Source organism: Kitasatospora sp. RG8, from assembly GCF_017813315.1.
GTDB lineage: Bacteria > Actinomycetota > Actinomycetes > Streptomycetales > Streptomycetaceae > Kitasatospora.
The window spans coordinates 268,470-286,217 of sequence record NZ_JAGIYX010000009.1 but is presented as its reverse complement, the minus strand read 5'-3'; the positions used below and the strand labels follow the sequence as shown (position 1 = coordinate 286,217).

The 17,748-nt window shown below is 72.3% G+C and carries 13 protein-coding genes; 9 read left to right on the top strand and 4 right to left on the bottom strand.

Annotated features, from left to right (window positions below; all coding sequences use genetic code 11):
- The first annotated feature begins 1,486 nt into the window (after positions 1-1,486).
- Together J5Y04_RS17055 and J5Y04_RS43545 are read left to right on the top strand one after the other, a co-directional pair.
- On the top strand, positions 1,487-3,049 hold the full coding sequence (locus J5Y04_RS17055) for a PQQ-binding-like beta-propeller repeat protein (protein WP_209412872.1): 1,563 nt from the start codon (positions 1,487-1,489) through the stop codon (positions 3,047-3,049).
- Positions 3,050-5,182: 2,133 nt separating this feature from the next.
- The gene (locus J5Y04_RS43545; protein WP_307853154.1) at positions 5,183-5,857 is read left to right on the top strand and encodes an Imm21 family immunity protein; all 675 of its coding nucleotides are present in this window, start codon (positions 5,183-5,185) and stop codon (positions 5,855-5,857) included.
- A gap of 364 nt (positions 5,858-6,221) precedes the next feature.
- Here J5Y04_RS43545 and J5Y04_RS17045 read toward each other — a convergent pair whose 3' ends face one another.
- Positions 6,222-6,551 (bottom strand): hypothetical protein, encoded by a 330-nt coding sequence (locus J5Y04_RS17045; RefSeq protein WP_209412871.1) that lies wholly within the window; start codon positions 6,549-6,551, stop codon positions 6,222-6,224.
- Between the two features lie 623 nt (positions 6,552-7,174).
- On the opposite strand from J5Y04_RS17045, the gene J5Y04_RS17040 reads away from it, so the two are divergent.
- On the top strand, positions 7,175-7,525 hold the full coding sequence (locus J5Y04_RS17040) for a hypothetical protein (RefSeq protein WP_209412870.1): 351 nt from the start codon (positions 7,175-7,177) through the stop codon (positions 7,523-7,525).
- A 256-nt stretch (positions 7,526-7,781) separates the two neighbouring features.
- Positions 7,782-8,180, top strand: coding sequence for a hypothetical protein (locus J5Y04_RS17035; RefSeq protein ID WP_209412869.1), 399 nt, complete (start codon positions 7,782-7,784; stop codon positions 8,178-8,180).
- A 100-nt stretch (positions 8,181-8,280) separates the two neighbouring features.
- On the opposite strand, the gene J5Y04_RS17030 is transcribed toward J5Y04_RS17035, so the two are convergent.
- Positions 8,281-9,735: a tetratricopeptide repeat protein gene (locus tag J5Y04_RS17030; RefSeq protein ID WP_209412868.1), complete on the bottom strand. Its 1,455-nt coding sequence runs from the start codon at positions 9,733-9,735 to the stop codon at positions 8,281-8,283.
- 547 nt (positions 9,736-10,282) lie between these two features.
- Here J5Y04_RS17030 and J5Y04_RS17025 point away from each other — a divergent pair.
- Positions 10,283-11,035: a hypothetical protein gene (locus J5Y04_RS17025; RefSeq protein WP_209412867.1), complete on the top strand. Its 753-nt coding sequence runs from the start codon at positions 10,283-10,285 to the stop codon at positions 11,033-11,035.
- Positions 11,036-11,778: 743 nt separating this feature from the next.
- Complete coding sequence (locus J5Y04_RS17020) at positions 11,779-11,982, top strand: hypothetical protein (RefSeq protein WP_209412866.1); 204 nt, start codon at positions 11,779-11,781, stop codon at positions 11,980-11,982.
- Between the two features lie 410 nt (positions 11,983-12,392).
- Here J5Y04_RS17020 and J5Y04_RS17015 read toward each other — a convergent pair whose 3' ends face one another.
- Positions 12,393-12,803 carry a hypothetical protein gene (locus tag J5Y04_RS17015; RefSeq protein WP_209412865.1) on the bottom strand — a complete coding sequence of 137 codons (411 nt, stop codon included), beginning with the start codon at positions 12,801-12,803 and terminating at the stop codon, positions 12,393-12,395.
- A gap of 2,016 nt (positions 12,804-14,819) precedes the next feature.
- Between J5Y04_RS17015 and J5Y04_RS17010 the strand changes: the two genes are divergently transcribed.
- Positions 14,820-15,602 (top strand): IS5 family transposase, encoded by a 783-nt coding sequence (locus tag J5Y04_RS17010; protein ID WP_245204907.1) that lies wholly within the window; start codon positions 14,820-14,822, stop codon positions 15,600-15,602.
- On the opposite strand, the gene J5Y04_RS17005 is transcribed toward J5Y04_RS17010, so the two are convergent.
- Positions 15,568-16,086 carry a hypothetical protein gene (locus J5Y04_RS17005; protein WP_374106046.1) on the bottom strand — a complete coding sequence of 173 codons (519 nt, stop codon included), beginning with the start codon at positions 16,084-16,086 and terminating at the stop codon, positions 15,568-15,570. The two genes, J5Y04_RS17010 and J5Y04_RS17005, sit on opposite strands and share 35 nt — an antisense overlap.
- A gap of 142 nt (positions 16,087-16,228) precedes the next feature.
- Between J5Y04_RS17005 and J5Y04_RS17000 the strand changes: the two genes are divergently transcribed.
- Together J5Y04_RS17000 and J5Y04_RS16995 are read left to right on the top strand one after the other, a co-directional pair.
- Positions 16,229-16,465: a hypothetical protein gene (locus tag J5Y04_RS17000; protein ID WP_209412862.1), complete on the top strand. Its 237-nt coding sequence runs from the start codon at positions 16,229-16,231 to the stop codon at positions 16,463-16,465.
- Positions 16,466-16,700: 235 nt separating this feature from the next.
- Positions 16,701-17,747, top strand: coding sequence for a winged helix-turn-helix domain-containing protein (locus J5Y04_RS16995; RefSeq protein ID WP_209412861.1), 1,047 nt, complete (start codon positions 16,701-16,703; stop codon positions 17,745-17,747).
- Position 17,748: the final 1 nt, after the last annotated feature.

Genomic DNA, 17,748 nt, shown 5'->3' with positions numbered 1-17,748 from the left:
CGCGGCGGGAGCCGGGGGCTCGGGGGCCTGGACGGGTCGGCGCGCGGTACAGCGGTGGGTGGGGGCGGTGGCCGGGACGGGGCGGACCGGCGGGGCCGGGGCCGGGGCCGGGTGGTGGGACGGCGGGCGGTCGGCGGACGAGGGGCGGCGGACGGCCGGATGGGCGGATGGGCGGGTGTGGGCGGCAACGCGCGGGGGTGGGCACCACGGCGCGGGGCGCGGGCTCCTGGCCCGCCGGCCGCCGGGAGGGGCCCGCGGGCGGGGCGACGTTGCAGGGCGGGCTTGGTGGCGGCCGGCGCGGCCGGACACGGTGGCCGGCGGGCGGCGGTGCAGCAGCCGGCCCGGGAGCGGTGGGCCGACATCCCACAGGACACGGCGGACGAACGGCCGGCAGCCAGACAGCGGCCGGCCGGGGAGCGGGGAGCGGCCGGGGACGGACAGCGGCCACAGGGACCCGGGGCTCCTGGTGGCCGCCCAGCCGCCGCCCAGCACCGGGCGGCGGCCCGGCGCCGGGCGGGTGCGCTCGGCACGACAGGCCCGCGGCACGGCACAGTAGGGCCGGGCCCGAACGCAGCGCCCGCCCCGGCGGTACAGGCTCCTGGCCCGCCGTACGGGGCCGGGCAGCGGCCGGCGAACGGCGGCGGACGGCCGGCTCGACGGCGCGGCGGGGCCGGAGCGGGCCCGGCCGAACGACGGGACGACGGGGCAGCGGGCCAGCGGGGCGGCGCAGCCGGAGCGGGCCCGGAGCGGCCGAACGGCGGGGCGGTGGCCCGGGGGCGAGCCCGCGTTGTCCCCGCCCCCGGGAACCGGCAGCAGAGCCCGGCGGCCCGGGGCCGGCGTGGTGTGTGGGCGCCGGAAACGGTGAGAACGACGGCCCGGCCGGGCTCGACGGCAACCAGCGGCCCGGCGCAGCCGACGCGCAGCTGGCGCGTCGGCCGGCGTGGGGGGCGGGCGGCCGACGGGGCGGCGTTGATGGCGCTCGTTGAAAACGGCCACCCCTGCTCAGGGGTGTCCTCATACCTACTCAGTGGATCTCCCCAGCTACGGGGCATCTCACCTGGGGGACGATGCCACCAGACAGGAACCGCCCGGCAGTCAGCCAGGGTCCGGGAAACGGCGGGTTCCCCGGCAGCCTGCCACTGCCCAGGGACCGGTCTCGAGGTAGCTCAAGGTTGCGGTTCGGTCGCAGTTGCCAACTGGCTTGCGGCCGTCGGTCGTTCCTGCTGTCAAGGTTGAGTGTCAACGACTGTGTCAGGGGGGCCCTTTGAGCGAGTCTGATCTTGCCTCGACAATTGTCGGGCTCATGGCGGATGTGGCATCGGGGATCGTGGGAACCACCGGCCGGGCCGTGGCGGAGGCTGCAGGAGAGGCCGTCCGCCGGCGGCTCTCGTCACAGCCGGACGGTCGGGAAGCCGTGGCGGCATTCGACTCCGGTCCGCAGGAACCGGCCGCGCAGGCGGAGCTGTGCCGGGTCCTGGTGCAAGTGATGTCCGACGAACCGCAGTTCGCCGTCCAACTCACGGCACTGCTGCCGGTCCCGCCGCCGGCGGCACCACCTGCGCCGTCCGCCCCGCCGCTGCCGCCGGAGCCGCCGCGGATCGGCCGGGACGGCATCATCATCGACGGCAGGTCCCGCAACACGGGGAACCTGGCGCTGGGCGACCAGCTGATCCAGAACATCCGCCGGGGCGATCCTCGGACCATCCTGATCCTGATCACCGCCCTGATCCTCGTAGTGGCCGTGGTCTACGGCGGCGCCAAGATCCTCACGGACGACAAGCCGAACCCGTCGACCGGCTCGCTGAGCGCGCCCTCCGGCGCGTCCGACCAGGCCGGCGAAGGATCCTCCGGCGGGAATCCGTCAGCCACCACCGCTCCGTCGCCGAACCGGTCGTCCGGCCGGCCACGGCCCGAACCAGTTCGGGCCGACCCTCCGGTGAAGTTCGAGTACAGCTTCCTCGGCTCCCCCTACTCCGACGACCGCCAAGTCGTCCTGGACGGCCTCAACGTGGTCCTTGTGGAGGGGGAACACACCCTGGTGTCGCGCGATGTCCGCGACGGCCAGGTGGCGGCCCAGATGACCTCCACCGGACTGCTCCCCACCAGGGAGCCGAACGAGCCGTCGACGAAGAACGCCGGATACGGGCGCCCCGCGGTGGGAACGTCGGGTGGAAAGCGATTCGCGGTGGCGGCCTTCCCGCTGACCGTCACCGGCCAGGGGACCGTCTCCAACCACTACAGCGTCGAGGTCGACATCCTGAACCTGGACACCGGAAGGGCGGCCGGCCGGGTCACCATCGACGACGGCACGATCGCACCGGGAGTACCCGTCCTCGTGGGCGTCGCGCGCGGCCGGGCCGTCGTAGCCGTTCCCAGCCTGTCCGGTCCACCCACCAGCTACGCGATCGACCTGGCCACCGGCACGGTCGCCTGGAAGCTGGCGAACTTCGAGGCACGGCTGATCCAGGACGGCACTGTCCTCGGCGTCTCCTCCACGACCGGGGAATGGGATACGCGCTATTACGAGATGCCGCTGGAGGCCCGGGCGGTCTCGGCTGCCGACAGTACGGAGCTGTGGAGGGCCCTGACCGGCAAGTCAGGGAGAAGCCTGTCCGTGTTCGCCGCCGACAAGATCCTCACCCAGACAGGAGAAGGTCCCACACTGCTGTCCACCAGCACCGGGACCGTGCTGCCGCTGCCCGCCCTGCCCGGGAAGCGCACGTCGATCGACGAGTGCTGGTTCGACGGCCGCGCCACGACCGTGTGCCAGGCCATGAGCGAGGACGGTGGATGGTTGATCGGCATCGACGCGACGGAGAACACCGTCCTGTGGCAGATCAACCGCTCGCCCGCCGTCGGAGCGCGCGTGGCGCCCTCGGTCACCGGAGCCTGGCACGGAGCGGTCTACGGCCGCACGCAGCGGGGCAAGGACGTGGTGCTGGACGCTCGGACGGGGCAGGACCGGGAGCTCGCCCCGGGTGCTGCCCCCGACCAGATCAACGAGTACGCCGCCTTGGTGGAGGGCCACGTCTACCTCTCGGCGGGCTGAACCGACCCGCCCCGAGCTGACCGATTCGATGGGCGGCCCCGGCCGACAAAGCCCGTGACGTTCGCTGGGACTCCCCACTCCGTTGAATGCCGGACGGAGTGGGGAGACGAGCGGCCCTGGCCGTTTCCCGAGATCCTCATCAGCGTGGGGCCGGCGGCGGTTCAGCGGCAAGTGACAGGCCGGTGGCCGGGCGGGCCCGGTGGCCCCGGGGGGTGTTGTCCTTCGCTGCCTGGGGTCGAACGCCCGGGGGTTGTCCCGGGACAACCCCCCAGGCAACAGCGACACGAGCGCCCGCCTACGACCACGACTACGGGCCCAGGACCCGGCCCAGCCGGTGCGCGGCACGACCGGCGCGCGGGACGGGCCGAGCGGCGGCCGGCGGCGGGCAGGACGCGGCCCGGGGACGAACAGCGGCCACAGGACGGGAGCTCCTGGTGGCCGCCCGGCCGCTGCCCAGTACCGGGCACCGGCTCAGCACCGGGCCGCGGCCCGGCCCGGCAGGCCGCGGGCCTGCGGCACGGCGCGGTGGGGCCGGCAGCGGCTCCGGCCATGGCGAGCGGGAGACCGGGACGGCGGCACCTACCGGGCGCCGCGCCGAGGGCGGAACGGCCGGGCGGGGGCGGGCGCGGGACGGCGGACGGCCGATCCGGCGGGGCGGGTTGTCAGGCGGCAGGGCGGCGGCCCGGGGCGGCGGGACAGACGTTGTCCCACAGCGGTGGATGGGGTCGATCCCGGGTTCTCCCCGCACCGGGACCCGCACACAAGGCCCCGCGGACAAGGCCGGCGCTGTGTGTGGGAGCCGGAGACGGTGAGGACGGCGGCCCGGGTTGTCCCCGCCCCGGGAGCCAGGGCGGCGGCCGGCGGCGGGCAGGGCGCGGGACACGAGCTCCTGGTGGCCGCCCGGCAGCGGCCCAGCACCGGGCTGCGGCCCAGCACGGCGCAGCCAGCGGACGGAGAGGGGCGGCCGGGCCCGGCCGAACGGCGGGACGGCGGCCCGGGGCGGCGGGTGGCAGGCGCAGGGCCTGGGCGGCGGCGCGGCGGACGGAGAAGGGCGGCCGGAACGGAGGGGGCGGGCTGACGAGGCCGGCGCCTGACAGCAGCAGCCGACGGCACCGGGCGGGGCCGGCGGCGGTGGGGCGGGCGGCCCCGGAGCAGCAGGTGGCGGGCCGGCGGCCCGGCGGATGGCCGGACGGGCGGAGGAGTCGGTGGTCGGCAGTCGGCCGACGTTCCCGCCCTGGGCGGGCGGCCGACGCGGGCGGGACGGGCCGCGGGCGACCGCCGGCTACAGGCAGGTCGGCAGGGGCAACGGCGGACGGCGGCGGACGGGCGGCGGACGTGCCTGGGGGCCGACGGCACAGCGGCCGCCCCTTTGGCCCTCCGGCCAGCGCACAGGCCGACGGAGGCCCGGCGAGCCGCCGGGCCTCCGGAGCGGGACACGGGGCCAGGACCGGACCGGCGGAGACGATCTGGGGCGGCGGCCCGGGCGGCGTGGGGCGGCGGCCCGGGGCGGCGTGGGGCGGCGGCCCGGGGCGGCGGGACAGACGTTGTCCCACCGCGGTGCCGGGGTCGAGCCCGCGTTGTCCCCACTCCCCGGGAACCGGCAGCAGGACCCGGCGGGCCGGGGCCGGTGCGGTGTGTGGGCGCCGCAGCCGACGCGCGGCCGGCGTGGGGCCGGGCGGCGTGGGGGGCGCGGTGGGCGGCGGTTCAGCGGCAGGTGGCCGGGCGGTGGCCGGGGGTGTTGTCCTTCGGTGTCCGGGGTCGAACGCCCGGGGGTTGTCCCGGGACGACCGCCGGGCAACAGCGGCACAGAACGCCCGCCTCCGACCACGACTACGGGCCCGGGACCGGCGCAGCCGGCGCGCGGGACGGCCGGCGCGCGGCGGAGCAGCGGCAGGTGGTGGCCGGCGGCGGCGGGGCCGGGCGGCGGCCCGGGGACGAACAGCGGCCACAGGACGGGAGCTCCTAGCGGCCGACGGCGAGCAAGGCGCGGCCCGGGGACGAACAGTCGCGGGACACGAGCTCCTGGCGGCCGCCCGGCAGCTGCCCAGCACCGGGCACCGGGCGGCGACCCGGCGCAGCCGGACGGAGAGGGGCGGCCGGGCCCGACCGAACGGCGGCGGCCGGGGCGGCGGGGTGGCGGCCGGCGGCCCGGAACGGCAGGCGCAGGGCCCGGGCGGCAGCCGGCGGGCCGACGGCGGGGCGGCGGCCCCGGAGCAGCAGGTGGCGGGCCGGCGGACGGAGAAGGGCGGCCGGAACGGAGGGGGCGGGCTGACGAGGCCGGCGCCTGACAGCAGCAGCCGACGGCAGCGGGCGGGGCTGGCGGATGTGCCCGGCGCGGGCGGCGGCCGGCGGACGGCCAGCGGGGCGGCGGCCCCGGAGCAGCGGGCGGAAGGGCAGCGGACGGAAGGGCGGCCCGGCAACGACAGGGCCTGTGCCGTCGAGGGCTACATCGGCTTGCTCCAGGTCGGCTCGGCCAAGGGCCTGGTCCTCGGGGACGAACCTGCCTCGACCACTTTCCTGCCGACGCAGGGTGTGTTCGTGCGTTGGTCGGCTGCGGAGTCCGAGGAGTCCATGCTCACCAGCGTTGACGCGGCGATGCGTGCCGCTTCATGGGAGCCGGAGCTGACCTGGCAGGTGCCGGGACCGGTCGTTCTATTCGATTCGGCCTGGACGGGCGAAGAGTCTCGCCAGCAAGATCACGTACGGGTCGACCTGGAGGCCGGGTCCTACGCTGTTCGCGCGGCCTACGCCGAACCCGACCCGCAAACCGGGCTCATGCTGATCGCGTTGCGCCGCCTCCACGGATGACGTGTCCGGACCAGAGCGGGTGACGAAAAGTCATACTGCGACGGGAGATGAACTGTCCGCCCACCCGGATGTCCTAATGTCCGTGGACATCTGCCTCTTCATAACTCCCATCATCCGGGACGGCAACCAGACGGCGGCCGCCGAGGGAGGGCGGTCGGTAGTCCGGGCGGCCCGGCGCCCGGCCGTTCGTTCGCCGGCTTCCTCCGCCAGGACCTCGACGCCGTCACCGTCGGCCTCACCCTCGATTGGAGCTCCGGCAAGGTCGAAGGCAATGTAAACCGGATACAAGAGAGCCATGTACGGCCGAGCCTCATTCCAGCTTCTCCACACCCGGATCCTCGTCCAGGCGTGACTCGTCCCGCTGTCAGCAGTGCTCTTCCAGATAGAGCCTGCGGCGGTCGGCGTCCGCACGGAACTCGTGCGCAAGGTAGCGTCCTGCCGTCCGGCTTCCTCCGGGCCCCTTGTAACCGTCCTTGACCTTGTCCCAGAGCATCGGGCGCTCGTCCTCGGCGACGAGTCGGGGGCAAGTCCCGCCGCTCTCTCCGAGTACGACGATCGAGGCGCGGTCCTTCATCAGTCGACGCACAGCACGAAGATCGACTCGCATCTTCTGGAGCTGCCACGCGCTGCCAGCGTCGTCCAGCAGCTCCAGGGGCGCTTCGAGTCGATCCGGGTTCATAGGGAAGGCCTGCATAGTGGGAGTATTCGACATCGCGACGCGTGAGGTCATCCCGGTTTTCACGGAACTCCGGGCAGAGCCGCGAAAACGGCCGCTCTCGATCACCGGTCCCCAGTTGGTTGACCGGTTCAACAGCTTGAGGAGAGTGGAGAGAGCGGGGAGAGCGCGTCGGGGTCCGCCGGCCGAACGTCGGCGCTGCCGGTCCCCGACGCAGCCAGCCTCCACCTCCACCCGAACATCGGCCCCGCTCTCGAACCGGCCATCCGGCCCGACGCCGCCACCCGCGGCCGTGACTGCTCCTGGCGATGACCAACGCCTGCTGCCAGTGGCGCTGACCTCCTGCGGCCGTCCCGTGCGGGTTGTGGGGTCGCGGCTCGCGGTCGGAACAGGCTGTGTCACCAGTTCATTCCTGCGGCCGGTAGTGCGACTGGGCCGCTCTCGGCATGACTCGAAGAAGCCTTACCCGCGTCAGCCGCTCCTGACAGGATCGCCAGTCGCAAAGCACTGGTCGAGCGGGCGGCGGGGGCCGCCGGCCCAACAGGACGGGGGAAGTCGTGCCTGCATTGTCGAAAGTGCTCAAGACCGGAATCGTTGCCGGTCTCAGCAGTGTGGTTCTCGCCATCGCGCCAAACGCCGCCATGGCCAATGGTGGCAACTGGGCCGTCCAGCTCGGGAGCGGCGGTCCAGCCTGTTACGGCTACACCAACTGGACCAGCAACCACGTTACCGGAAAGATCTACTCCCAGGCTGGCGACAACTGCTTTGTCACAATCACCCAGTGGTGGCGGAGCAGCGGTGTCCAGACCGGTCGGGACACCGAATACACCTGGGGCAGCGGAACGACGGCCGTCGCCCCGCACAACAGCTACGGGTACTACTACTACGGCCCAGCGGGGAACAACGACTACCTCTGCGTCCAGGTGTACGTGCAGGACAATGACTCCCCGCCGCCGTGGTACGCCTACGTGACCTACGGCAGCGGCTGCTGACGGACAAGCTCTGCTGGGCGTGAGCACCCGTCATTGCGTGCCCACGCCCAGCACCACCACCGACCTCGTTCAGACCGGGGACGACCGCCCTTACCCTGCCGGACCGGCCCCGGGCACCGGCGGCCCGACGACGAAGCCGGACGCGGCCGGAACGGCTGTCCTCTGACAGGCGATCTTGACCGATTGCCAAAAGATCTTGACCGTCCTACCCCGGCTGCTCCCGGCCGCACCGGCCGGGTTGGTGGATGATCGGGATGTGCTGGTGCGTACCGAGAGGATGCCGCCGTGTCCGCCCGAGTCGATGACGGTCCGGGTCCACACCCCAATCGGCAGAGCCGCGGCGGTGTGGCGTGGCGACCCGCACGACGCGGTCGGCTGGCACCACATCGAATGGACCATCGACGAGGACATCCTCTGGGGCCACAACACGTGGCCGGCCGAACTTACCGAACCGGGGGTGCGCGAGGAGGCCGGCCGGATCGTCCTGCGTGGACGGCTCCAGCCTGCCGAAGACGGCGCCGCGGTCCTTGAGATGGGCGACTCGCAAGTACCGTTCGACGTCGGCTCACCGCCACCGCCCGACAGCGCCGACCACGCCTGGGTGGAGATCAGCGTCGAAGCAGACAGGGTGGAGCTGTACCCCTACTTTCCCTGACCGGCCAAGATCGTTTGGCAGACGGTCAAGATCGGCTGTCAGTGACCCCGTCTCACCGAAGTTTGACGATTCTCAATGAAGTTTGACCGCAGCGCCCTGGCTAGAACCGGGGCTCCACGCCGAACGCGCCCGTAGCGGCCCAGGGATCGTCCTGCTCCCGCCGCTCCGCCGCCTCTTGTTCCCGCTCCCGCTCCCGCCGTTCGGCAGCCGCGCGACTCTCGGCGATCGTGGGAATGGCGTCGAGGGCCTCGGCCGGGCGGCCGTGCCTGATCAGCATGTCGGGCAGATCGTGGTGAACCAGGTAGTGGGTGGAGGAGCGAAGCAGTGCGAGGGCTTCCTCCGTCTGTCCGTCCCGCTCCAGCAGCCGCGCCAGCGCGGTGTCCCACTCGCCGGGCTCGCGCTCGTTGAGGGCGGTGGCCTCCGAGATGCCCTCCTTGCAGCGGTCGGCCTCGCCCAGCAGCCAGAGCCGCAGGTGGCGGACCTGGTCCGGGTGCTCCTTGACGTATTCGTCGGTGAGCCCGTCCAGGAGTTCGAGTGCCCGGCCGGGCCGGCCGTCATCGACGAGTAGTTCCAGCGCCCAAGGGAGGAAGTTCCAGCAGTCGTAGTACTCGTAGGTGGGCCGGCCGGTCTCGACGGCTTCGTCGACCCTCCCCTGGCGGACGAGAAGGCGCATCAGCGCCGCCCGGTCCTTCGGGTGGTCGTGGGCCTCGATCCCCTCGCGCAGCACGGTCTCCGCCTCGCCCGGCCGCCCCGCGTCCTCCAGCGCCTTCGCGTACACGTCGAGGGCGGAGCGGTGGTCTTCGGCGGCGAGGACCCCCAGTTCCTCGATCAGGCCCTGCCGGGCGAGGAGTTCCGCGTAGTACTCCGGGAAGTTGACGGGGTGCCGTCGGCCTGAGGCCCGCTCGGCGCGCAGGACCTCGACGGCCTCGTCCATACGCCCGGCCCGTTCCAGAACCCGGGAGATCAGGAGCAGCACGTCCCACCGGTCCGTCCGGGCTACCCCGCACGATTTTTGACCGCACCGCTCACACGCCGCGCTCTCCGTACGCTCCATGCGCTCCGCCTCCCGCGTGAGTACGTCCAGGACCCGGTCGTCGCATCCCTGCCGCTCGGTCACCTCGACCAGGCGAGACCGGAGCCAGTGCTCCCCGAGATGGGGCTTGAGCACGTCGATGGCCTCCTCGATCCGTCCGGCCTTCGACAGCAGTTCGGCGTAGCGGGCGCACACGTGGCCGTCGCCCAGTTCGGTAGCGTCCGGGCGCACCGTCGCGAGCGCCTCGTCACCCTCGCCCTGGTGGATCATGATCTCGGCGGTGGCCCACTCGGCGGGCCGCCAGCCGATCTCCGCGAACGGAGCCACCAGCGCCAGCGCCCGATCGCACTCCCCGGCCTCGCACAACTCCCGGGCCGCCGCCTCCGCGCAGTTCCAGTCCCCGCGCTCCCGCGCCGCCCGGACCAGCAGTTCCACCTGCCCCAGGTCGAGGAGGGTCCGCACCATCCGCGGGTAGACGCCACCGTGGTGGCGCGCCTGCCAGGAAAGATCGTCGATGTTCACGCGGGCACCCTACGAGCTGCCGCCGACAGCCTCCGTCCAGCCGAAGCCGGGGTGCCCGCAATGCCCCTCGCACACGGCGTTCGAACTCCACTGAGACAAGTACCGGTGGGTCAAACTTCGGTGAGACTCGTCAAACTCCGCTGAGACGGGTCAGCGGGTGCGGCCACCGTGTCCCGGCACTGTCCCAGCCCTGCGGCGCAGCGCCGCCACCAGGGGAAGCAGCCTGGGACTGTCCTGGCGAAACGGACATACCCGGCGGGCTGAGACATGCCTGGGACGGGGCTGGAACAGCCCCCGCCGGCCACCGGGGCGCAGCGTCCCGGTGGGCCGGGAACGGGCGGCACGGACGGCCGCCACGGGCCCGGCGGCGGCTGCCCAAGACCGGGACCGGTCGGGACCCCGGGCACGGGCGCCCGCACCGTGCAGCCCGGGCCCGTCCAGGGCCCCTCGGGGACGTCCTCGACGGCGGTGTCGGCCAGGGCGGCCGGGTGCCGCAGGAGAGACCGCGCGGGCCGGCCGGCCCGCGCCAGGTCGGTAGGCTCACGGGATGACAGGAGTGCTGGAGTTCGGCGCGCTGCTGGCGCGCCTGATGCGGCATCGAACGATCGACGCCTCCGTGCTCTCCACGGTGGTCGGCGCCGGCCTGAAGGAGTTGCAGGCCGTGCTCGAAGGGCGGCCTCCGACCGAACGGCTGCTCAGGGAGCTTGGGCCGGTGCTCGGCCTGCACGCCGCCGACCTTTTCGTCCTGGCCGGGCAGCCGGTACCCGACGACCTGACACCGGTCACCCGCAATCCGCACTGGTCGGTCAGCCCCGTCGTCTACAACACGATGGTCATGCCCGCCGAGAACCGGCACCCGCTCCTGGACGCGATCCGGGCGAAGCCCCTTGTGTCGCGGGAGGGACGGGGCGGGACCGACCGGCCGCACCACCGCTACGAGCCGGGCTTCGGCGCAGTGCTCCTGGAACTCGCGCACAGCCGGAACCTCACCTGGACATGTACGGCCAAGGCCCTGTACGCGGTGACCGACGGGCGGATCTACCTGTCAGCCTCCACCATCGGCGGGATCGGCCGAGGCACCGTCGAAGTGACCCCCGAACTGCTCGGCGACTTCGCGGGCCTGCTCGGCATTCCCGCCCGCGATCTGGCGGCGCTCGGCGGCATCCGCCTGCCGGACGACCTGCCACCGCTCCACCCACGGGCCGACGACGTGGCCGCCGTCATCTGGGAAGCCCGCCGCCTCACCACCGCCCAACTCCAGGAAGTCCACCTCGCCTCCCACCACCTTGCCGGCCGCTGACCGACTCCCCCGCCAAGGCACCGGAAACCACGAGGCCCACCACAACCGCGAACAGCCACCAGCGCAACACAGGACCCCAGCAGTGACGGCAGGCAGCCAGAGGCGGGGCCTGCGGCCCCGGACCGGGCAGAGACGGCACGGTGGGCAAGGGGGCGGTGGGCGCGGTGGCGGTGGCGGTGGCGGGCCGGTGACGGTGGCGGTGACGGTGGCCTGACGGCCCCCGCGAACGAGGCACCCCCGGAACACCGGACACCCGGCAGGACGACTCCCCGGCCCCGGCGAGCAGCGGGAGCAGCGGGAGCAGCACGGCCGGCGGCACGACGCGGCGAGGGCCCGGTGGCGGCTGCCCAAGGCCGAGACCAGTCGGACCGGCCACGAGCCACCCGCACCGCGCAGCCCGGGCCCGCCCGGAGGCCCTCGGGGACGTCCTCGACGGCGGGGCCGGCCACGGGCCGCCGGGCGCCGCTGGAGAGGCCGGTGGGAGGCCTGCCCGGCCGTGCTGTCGCGTCCCCGCCCGGCACGGGGGAACGGGCTTTGTGCCCACGTCACACCACGCGACCACGCCCCCGCGACAGGACAACGCGACACGGGCCGCGACAGCACGGCCGTCGCCCCGGCGGCGGGGCCGGCGACGGCCAGGGTCGGGCGGCGGCTTAACAGCCCGTGTCTGTGACAAGCGGTCTTGACCGATCGGCAGGCAATATTGACCGGTGGAGTCGAACGCTCATCGGTACGGTCAGCTCATGAAAGAGCTGCCTGAGAGCGTGGACCGCGACATCCTGGACCGCCAGATAATCCGTGCGATCAAGGCGATCCGGGACGCATCCGGCTGCACGATCCACGAAGCACTCGACGTGTTCACACAGCGGTACGAGGAGCTCCGCCGTGATCGGCCTGGTGACTTTCGGCTGAGCCGCGAGGAGTACGGCCGGGACGTCTACACCTGATCCGATCATCCCGGCTTCGCTGTCACAGGTCAGCCGGCCGCCGCCGGGGCCGGCACGGCGGCCTGTCGCGGGGGGTGCTGTCGCGCCCCGGCCGGACACGGGGAAACGACCCGTCCGCGCACGTCATAGGACGCGACAGCACCCGGCGCGACAACCCACGCGGCAGCAGGACGCGACAACCCCACCCACGGGCAAACCCCGGCTCGCGCTGGACCCCGGCACACGCCCCGGCGGCGGCGGGTACCCCAGGTGTGCGGGCCCGGACAGCAGCCACGGCCGGACGGCCCTCCCCGTCGGCGGCGGCCGGTGCAACACGGCGGGCGGAACACGCCCAGCCGGGCCCCTCCGAGCCACAGAGCACCTGGTCAGACTTGTAGCGCAGCCCCACGTCACATGTGTTCGGGGGACCCTCAGCCGTGGATCTCCCAGGCCTTCTGTGGGAACCAGTGGGGGAGGTCGTGGAGCGCCTCGGCGGGGAAGAACACCGGCCGGGTGAGGAGGCGGTCGCCCGCCCGCTGGACGTTGATCACCACACCCACGGAGTCCGAGCAGGGCACGCCCAGACTCATGTACGAGAGCTCGGGATGGCGTTCCTGCATCCACTGCCCCACCACGGAGGGAGTACGGCCGACAAGCGCGGTGCCCTCGATGGTGACCTGCGGTCCACGCAGGGCGTCGACCGCGATGCCGGCCAGCCGCCCGTCCTGGTAGTACAGGTGCAGGCCGAACTCCCGGTACCGGTCTTCCCTGACCCTCCAGGCGTTGTTCTTCAACCCGCCGCTCCAGGTACGCCGCTCGGTGTCCCCGGTGACAGCGCTCATAGTGGCCGTCACCTCATCGGCACTCATACCGAAACGCAACGGCCCCACCGCCGTGAACGACTCCAGCACCCACTGCACACGCTCCTCATCCGGCCGCACACGCCACCACTCCTCAAACATGATCAACACCCTGCCCGACACCACCGACACGGGGAAACAAGCAGGGCACCACCCGGACCCCTGAACCCCGCAGGCCACCACCCAGGCGGCCTGACGCCACCCAGCAACGGCACCCAGCCAACCGGGCCGAGCCGGGGCCCAGCGAGGCAGGCAGGGACGCAGACCTGGCCAGGCCGGAGCGAGTCGCAGCAGACTCGGGCAGCGGCCACCCAGCCGGGATGGCGGCCAACAGAGACCCCAGCACGAGCCCGGCCGCCCGGCAGCCTGTCGCACTCACCTGTCGCGCCGCCACCACACACAGGGGATCAGGGGTATCCACCCACGTCACAGCCAGCACACGACATCACCCCACGCGACAGCAGGACACGACAGCACCAACCCACCCCGGACCGACCCCATCGCAACCTCCCCGGACCACCACCAGAGCCACCAGAGCAGCCTGACGCCCCCCAGCCGTCCGGCCCGGAACAGCGGCGCGCAGCAAGGCCGCCGAAAGTGCAGCGGGACGACGACGGCGCCGGCAACCGGGACGGCGGCACAGCAGGCCCGAGACGACGGCGGCAGGCACTCGGGGCGCGCGGCTTGACGAGTGGGGCCGGTGCTGACGAGCCGTCCCTGGGCCCTTTCTCCCCGGACGCCGGTTAGGCCGTAACCACCCCCGCGCAGACCGGGAGGTCTGCCGTTCCGTCTCCAGTGCAGGAAACCCCGGTACCCGCCCCACCCGTACACCACCGTAGAAGCCCCCACCGACACCCTCTCCAGCCACCAGGCCGCCGAGCCCCACCACCAGGAGAAGGCCGGCCCCGACAACGGCCTGGACAGCCGCAGCACCAACACCACCGGACCGCGGCACCGGCGGCGGCCAGGACAGCCCTCCAGACGGCGCCGTAGCGCCTCGCGGGACACTGCCGATCCTCCCGGGGTCTCGGTCCCGTCGATGGGCGTCTCGGACGGCTTCCTTGGCCCGCTGCACGTCCTGCTCGGCCAGCTCCACCACACAGAACTCCCGATGGAGCTGGTACACCACCGCACCAAGGCAGCCCGGGTCTGACCTGCATTGGCAGACCGAACTACGGCCTTTCGAAGTTGAGTTGAGGCGCAGGTGGGTACAGTGCTGCCATCACCTTGCCAAACTCCAGACAACGGGGGCCGGTGGGCGACCGCTAGGGGGCGATCGCCCACGGGCAAGGGGCCCGGCACGCCTAACGTTGGGCGTGCCGGGCCCTGTCTCCCCTTCTCCGACGAGGCGACCTTCCCTGTGGACGCCTCGCGACGGTACGCAACCGCTTGCCGTCGTACGTCTGGAGCGGAAAGGTGAAGACGGTGTCCGAGCACAAGACGACGTGGGTCAAGGAGCTGGCTTCGAAGCTGGCCATCGCGGCGGCCGTGAAGGCGCTGCTGATGGTGGTCACCGAGCTGGTTCTGCGGCAGCACGACTGATTGGGGCACGTAGACCCTGTCGGAGCGGGCCCCACGTCCCCCTACGTGGGGCCCGCTTCTTTCTGGCATACAACTCTCCCGGCTGAGCTCTTGCGTCACTGTCGGCCCGCTCGAAGGCGTCAGCCACATCGCCACCAGGCTTGTCAGCCGGACCAGCGGGCGTGCCACCACACCGCGCCCGGCCTGAGAAGCCGTTGTCGTACCGATCGTGAGGGTTGTTGATCGAACGGAAGTCCCGATTGGGTGATCACAGGGAGGCCGGCGCATAGAGGGCAGGGCCTCTTGGTAGCTCGAAGGTTGTCGAGACGTTCGAGGTTCCAGGAGGCCCTTATGCCGCAGTCTTCCGTGCCGGTGCCGGTGGAGTCCAACTTGGGTGCCCGATCGTGTGATTGCCTCGCTCACGTGTACGGGAACGCGGCCGATCGTCAGGAGAGGCGGCGCCGGTATCCGTCGGACATGACGGACGAAGAGTGGGCCGTGATCCGCGCGTCGCTGCCGGTGCCGGGGTGGCTGGAGGGCCGGGGTGGGCAGCCGGAGGGCTATTGCCACCGGCAGATGTTGGACGCGGTGCGCTACCTGGTCGCCGGGGGCATCTCCTGGCGTGCGATGCCCGTCGACTTCCCCGCGTGGGACCGGGTCTACGCCTTCTACCGGCGCTGGCGGGACCAGGGCCTGATCAAGGAGCTCCACGACCGGCTGCGTGGGAAGGTTCGCGAGGCCGCCGGGCGGGATCCGGAGCCGACGGCGGGGATCATCGACGCCCAGTCGGTTCGGGCCGCCGCGTCGGTGCCCTCCGCCACGTCCGGCTACGACGGAGGGAAGAAGGTGCCGGGGCGCAAGCGGCACATCGTGGTGGACAGCCTCGGGTTGCTGCTGACCGTCCTGGTCACCGCCGCATCCGTCACCGACCGCGACGCCGCCCGGACCCTGCTCGCCCGCCTGCGCCAGCGGTTCTGGCGGCTGACCCTGGTGTGGGCCGACGGCGGTTACACCGGGCGCTTGGTCGACCTCGCCGCGAAGACCTGGCGCATCGCGCTGACGGTGGTCAAACGCAGCGACGACACCTCCGGGTTCGTGGTGCTGCCGAAGAGGTGGCTGGTGGAACGCACGTTCGCGTGGCTGATGCTCTCACGCCGCCTGGCCCGGGACTACGAGGCCCGCACCGACACCGCCGAGGCGATGCTTTGGTGGTCGATGACGATGCTCATGAGCCGCCGCCTGGCCCGGCGGCGATGCTGAAGCGGCCCGGCACTTCCTCGGCCAGCCAGCCCCGCTCAACCAGGCGCTTCGCCTTCGACCGCACCCCTTCGACCTTCGCCGGAACCACCTCCAGTCCCAGCACGGCCGCGATCTCCTGGCAGCCCATCGCCCCGTCACCACCGGATCGCTGACGGTCCGCCAGGAGCCTTACGATCCGCTCGTAGTCCGGCGCCAGCGCGGTCACGTCCAGTCCTTCCCGCTGCACCGGCACCACCGAACCGGCCACCGCCGCTCTGGCCGGCCCCGGCGCGACCGGCTCGGAGGGCTTGCCCTCGGGCGCCGTCAGGTCCTCCTGCCCGCGCGGACCGGACAGGACCTGATCGACCCTCTCTCGGGCGATCACCCACCGCTCCCAGTCCGTCTCCGCGTCCGCCAGCTCGGCCAGGATCCGGTCCGCTTCCTCACGCAGCGACTCCACCCGCTGCCGCGCGGCCAGCTCCCGCTCCTCCAGCAACCCAACCACCGACGCCACCCGACACCTCCACCGACGAGACGATCCCGATGGAGCAACCCTGCCGCGTGACCGCCGACGCTATGCCTCACCAGCGAAAATGCGTCGATCACGTCCGATAAGACAACGGCTTCTCACCTGCCTGGTCACCATCGTGACCTGGCCGGTTCTCCTCGGGCAGTGGACCGGATTCCTCGAAAGGGACTACCGGACCACCGACGTCAAGGCATGGACCGGCACCGGCTACTCCTACGGCGAGTACCAGTACGAGTTCACGATCGGAGCCTGGCTCGTGCTGGCCCTGCACGTACTGGTCGCTCCGGCAGCCGTCGTCGCCGCTTCCTACGTCCGCTGGCTGACCGCCATGCAAACGGCCAAGGTCCAGGGCTGACTGCCGGCCTCGACTTCATGACCGCCCACCAGTCCATCCCGCGGGGCCGCTTCGGTTCGTCAGGCGTGGGTGGGCAGCGCGCGACCGCCACCAGGTGGGCGCGACTGGTTCGTTCGTGCCTCTGGCACAGCTGAAAGAGTCCGCCCAGACCGATGCAGGATTCGACTCGATTCGGCCTCCCCCGGAACGAGTGCGGCCGGAAGGCTCATCCGCAGACGCGGATGAGGAGGATGTCGTGCTACGGATTCACTTCACTGCCGAGGACCGGGCGCAGGTACGGGTCATGGTGTTGGGGCCGCTCGCAGAGACGCAGCTGGGCTTGCGGACTGTGCAATGGAGTGACCGTGCGGTGCTGTTCGGTGGATGGCGTGCGCGGACCGGTCCGCGGATCAGCGCTGACGGGAGGGAGACGGCGCGGTTCCTCAGCGGAGCCACCTGCGGGGGATTGGTGGATCTGTTCACCCTGGTGGGCGCGGTGGGCTGTGTGGATGAGGGGATAGAGCGGCTGATCAGTGCACCGGCCCTGCGGCTGCGCACGGAGTTCTCTGTCAAGCCGCGCGCGTCTGGGCGTCCGTCACCGTGGCTGACCGAGGTGACGGACGCTGCCCCGCAGGCGGTGCAACGGCTGGGCGTCGCTCTACGGCACTGCCATCGCGTCGCGGTGGCCCCCTACTGGCCACGTATCGACCAGCACCTTCAGGGGGAAGTGGCGCGGCGTGGTCGGCTCATGGCACAGGGCGGGGTGGGGGCACTGCTGGGCAGCCTGCGCCCGATGGCAGTGTGGAACCCGCCGGTGCTGGAGATCCCCGGCTACCGGCCCTTGGTCCACCCGGAAGCCGACTTCCACGTGTCGGGGCGCTCGTTCGTTCTGGCTCCGTCGGTGTTCTGCGGGCCGGTTCCCCAGCTGTTCGCCAGCCCTCAGGCCGACACGGTCGTCATGGCCTATCAGGCACTGCACAACCCGGTCGATGCGGCTGCCCTGTGGGCTCCCCCAGCCGACATCCGCCGAGGCGATGCCCCGGTGCCGCCGGCTCTGACCGCACTCCTCGGCCGCAGCAGAGCGATCGTGCTGTGCGTCATAGCCGACCACCCCGCATGCACGACGACCCAGCTGGCGCAGCGGGCCGGCATATCGCCGGCCAGCGCCAGCGAGCACGCCACCACCCTACGCAAAGCCGGACTGACCGCTTTGACCCGGGAACGGAGGACAGCCCTTCATACGCTGACCCATCTCGGCCTCACCTTGCTGAGCACCAACGGCTCAGCTCCCGCAGGCTCTTGAA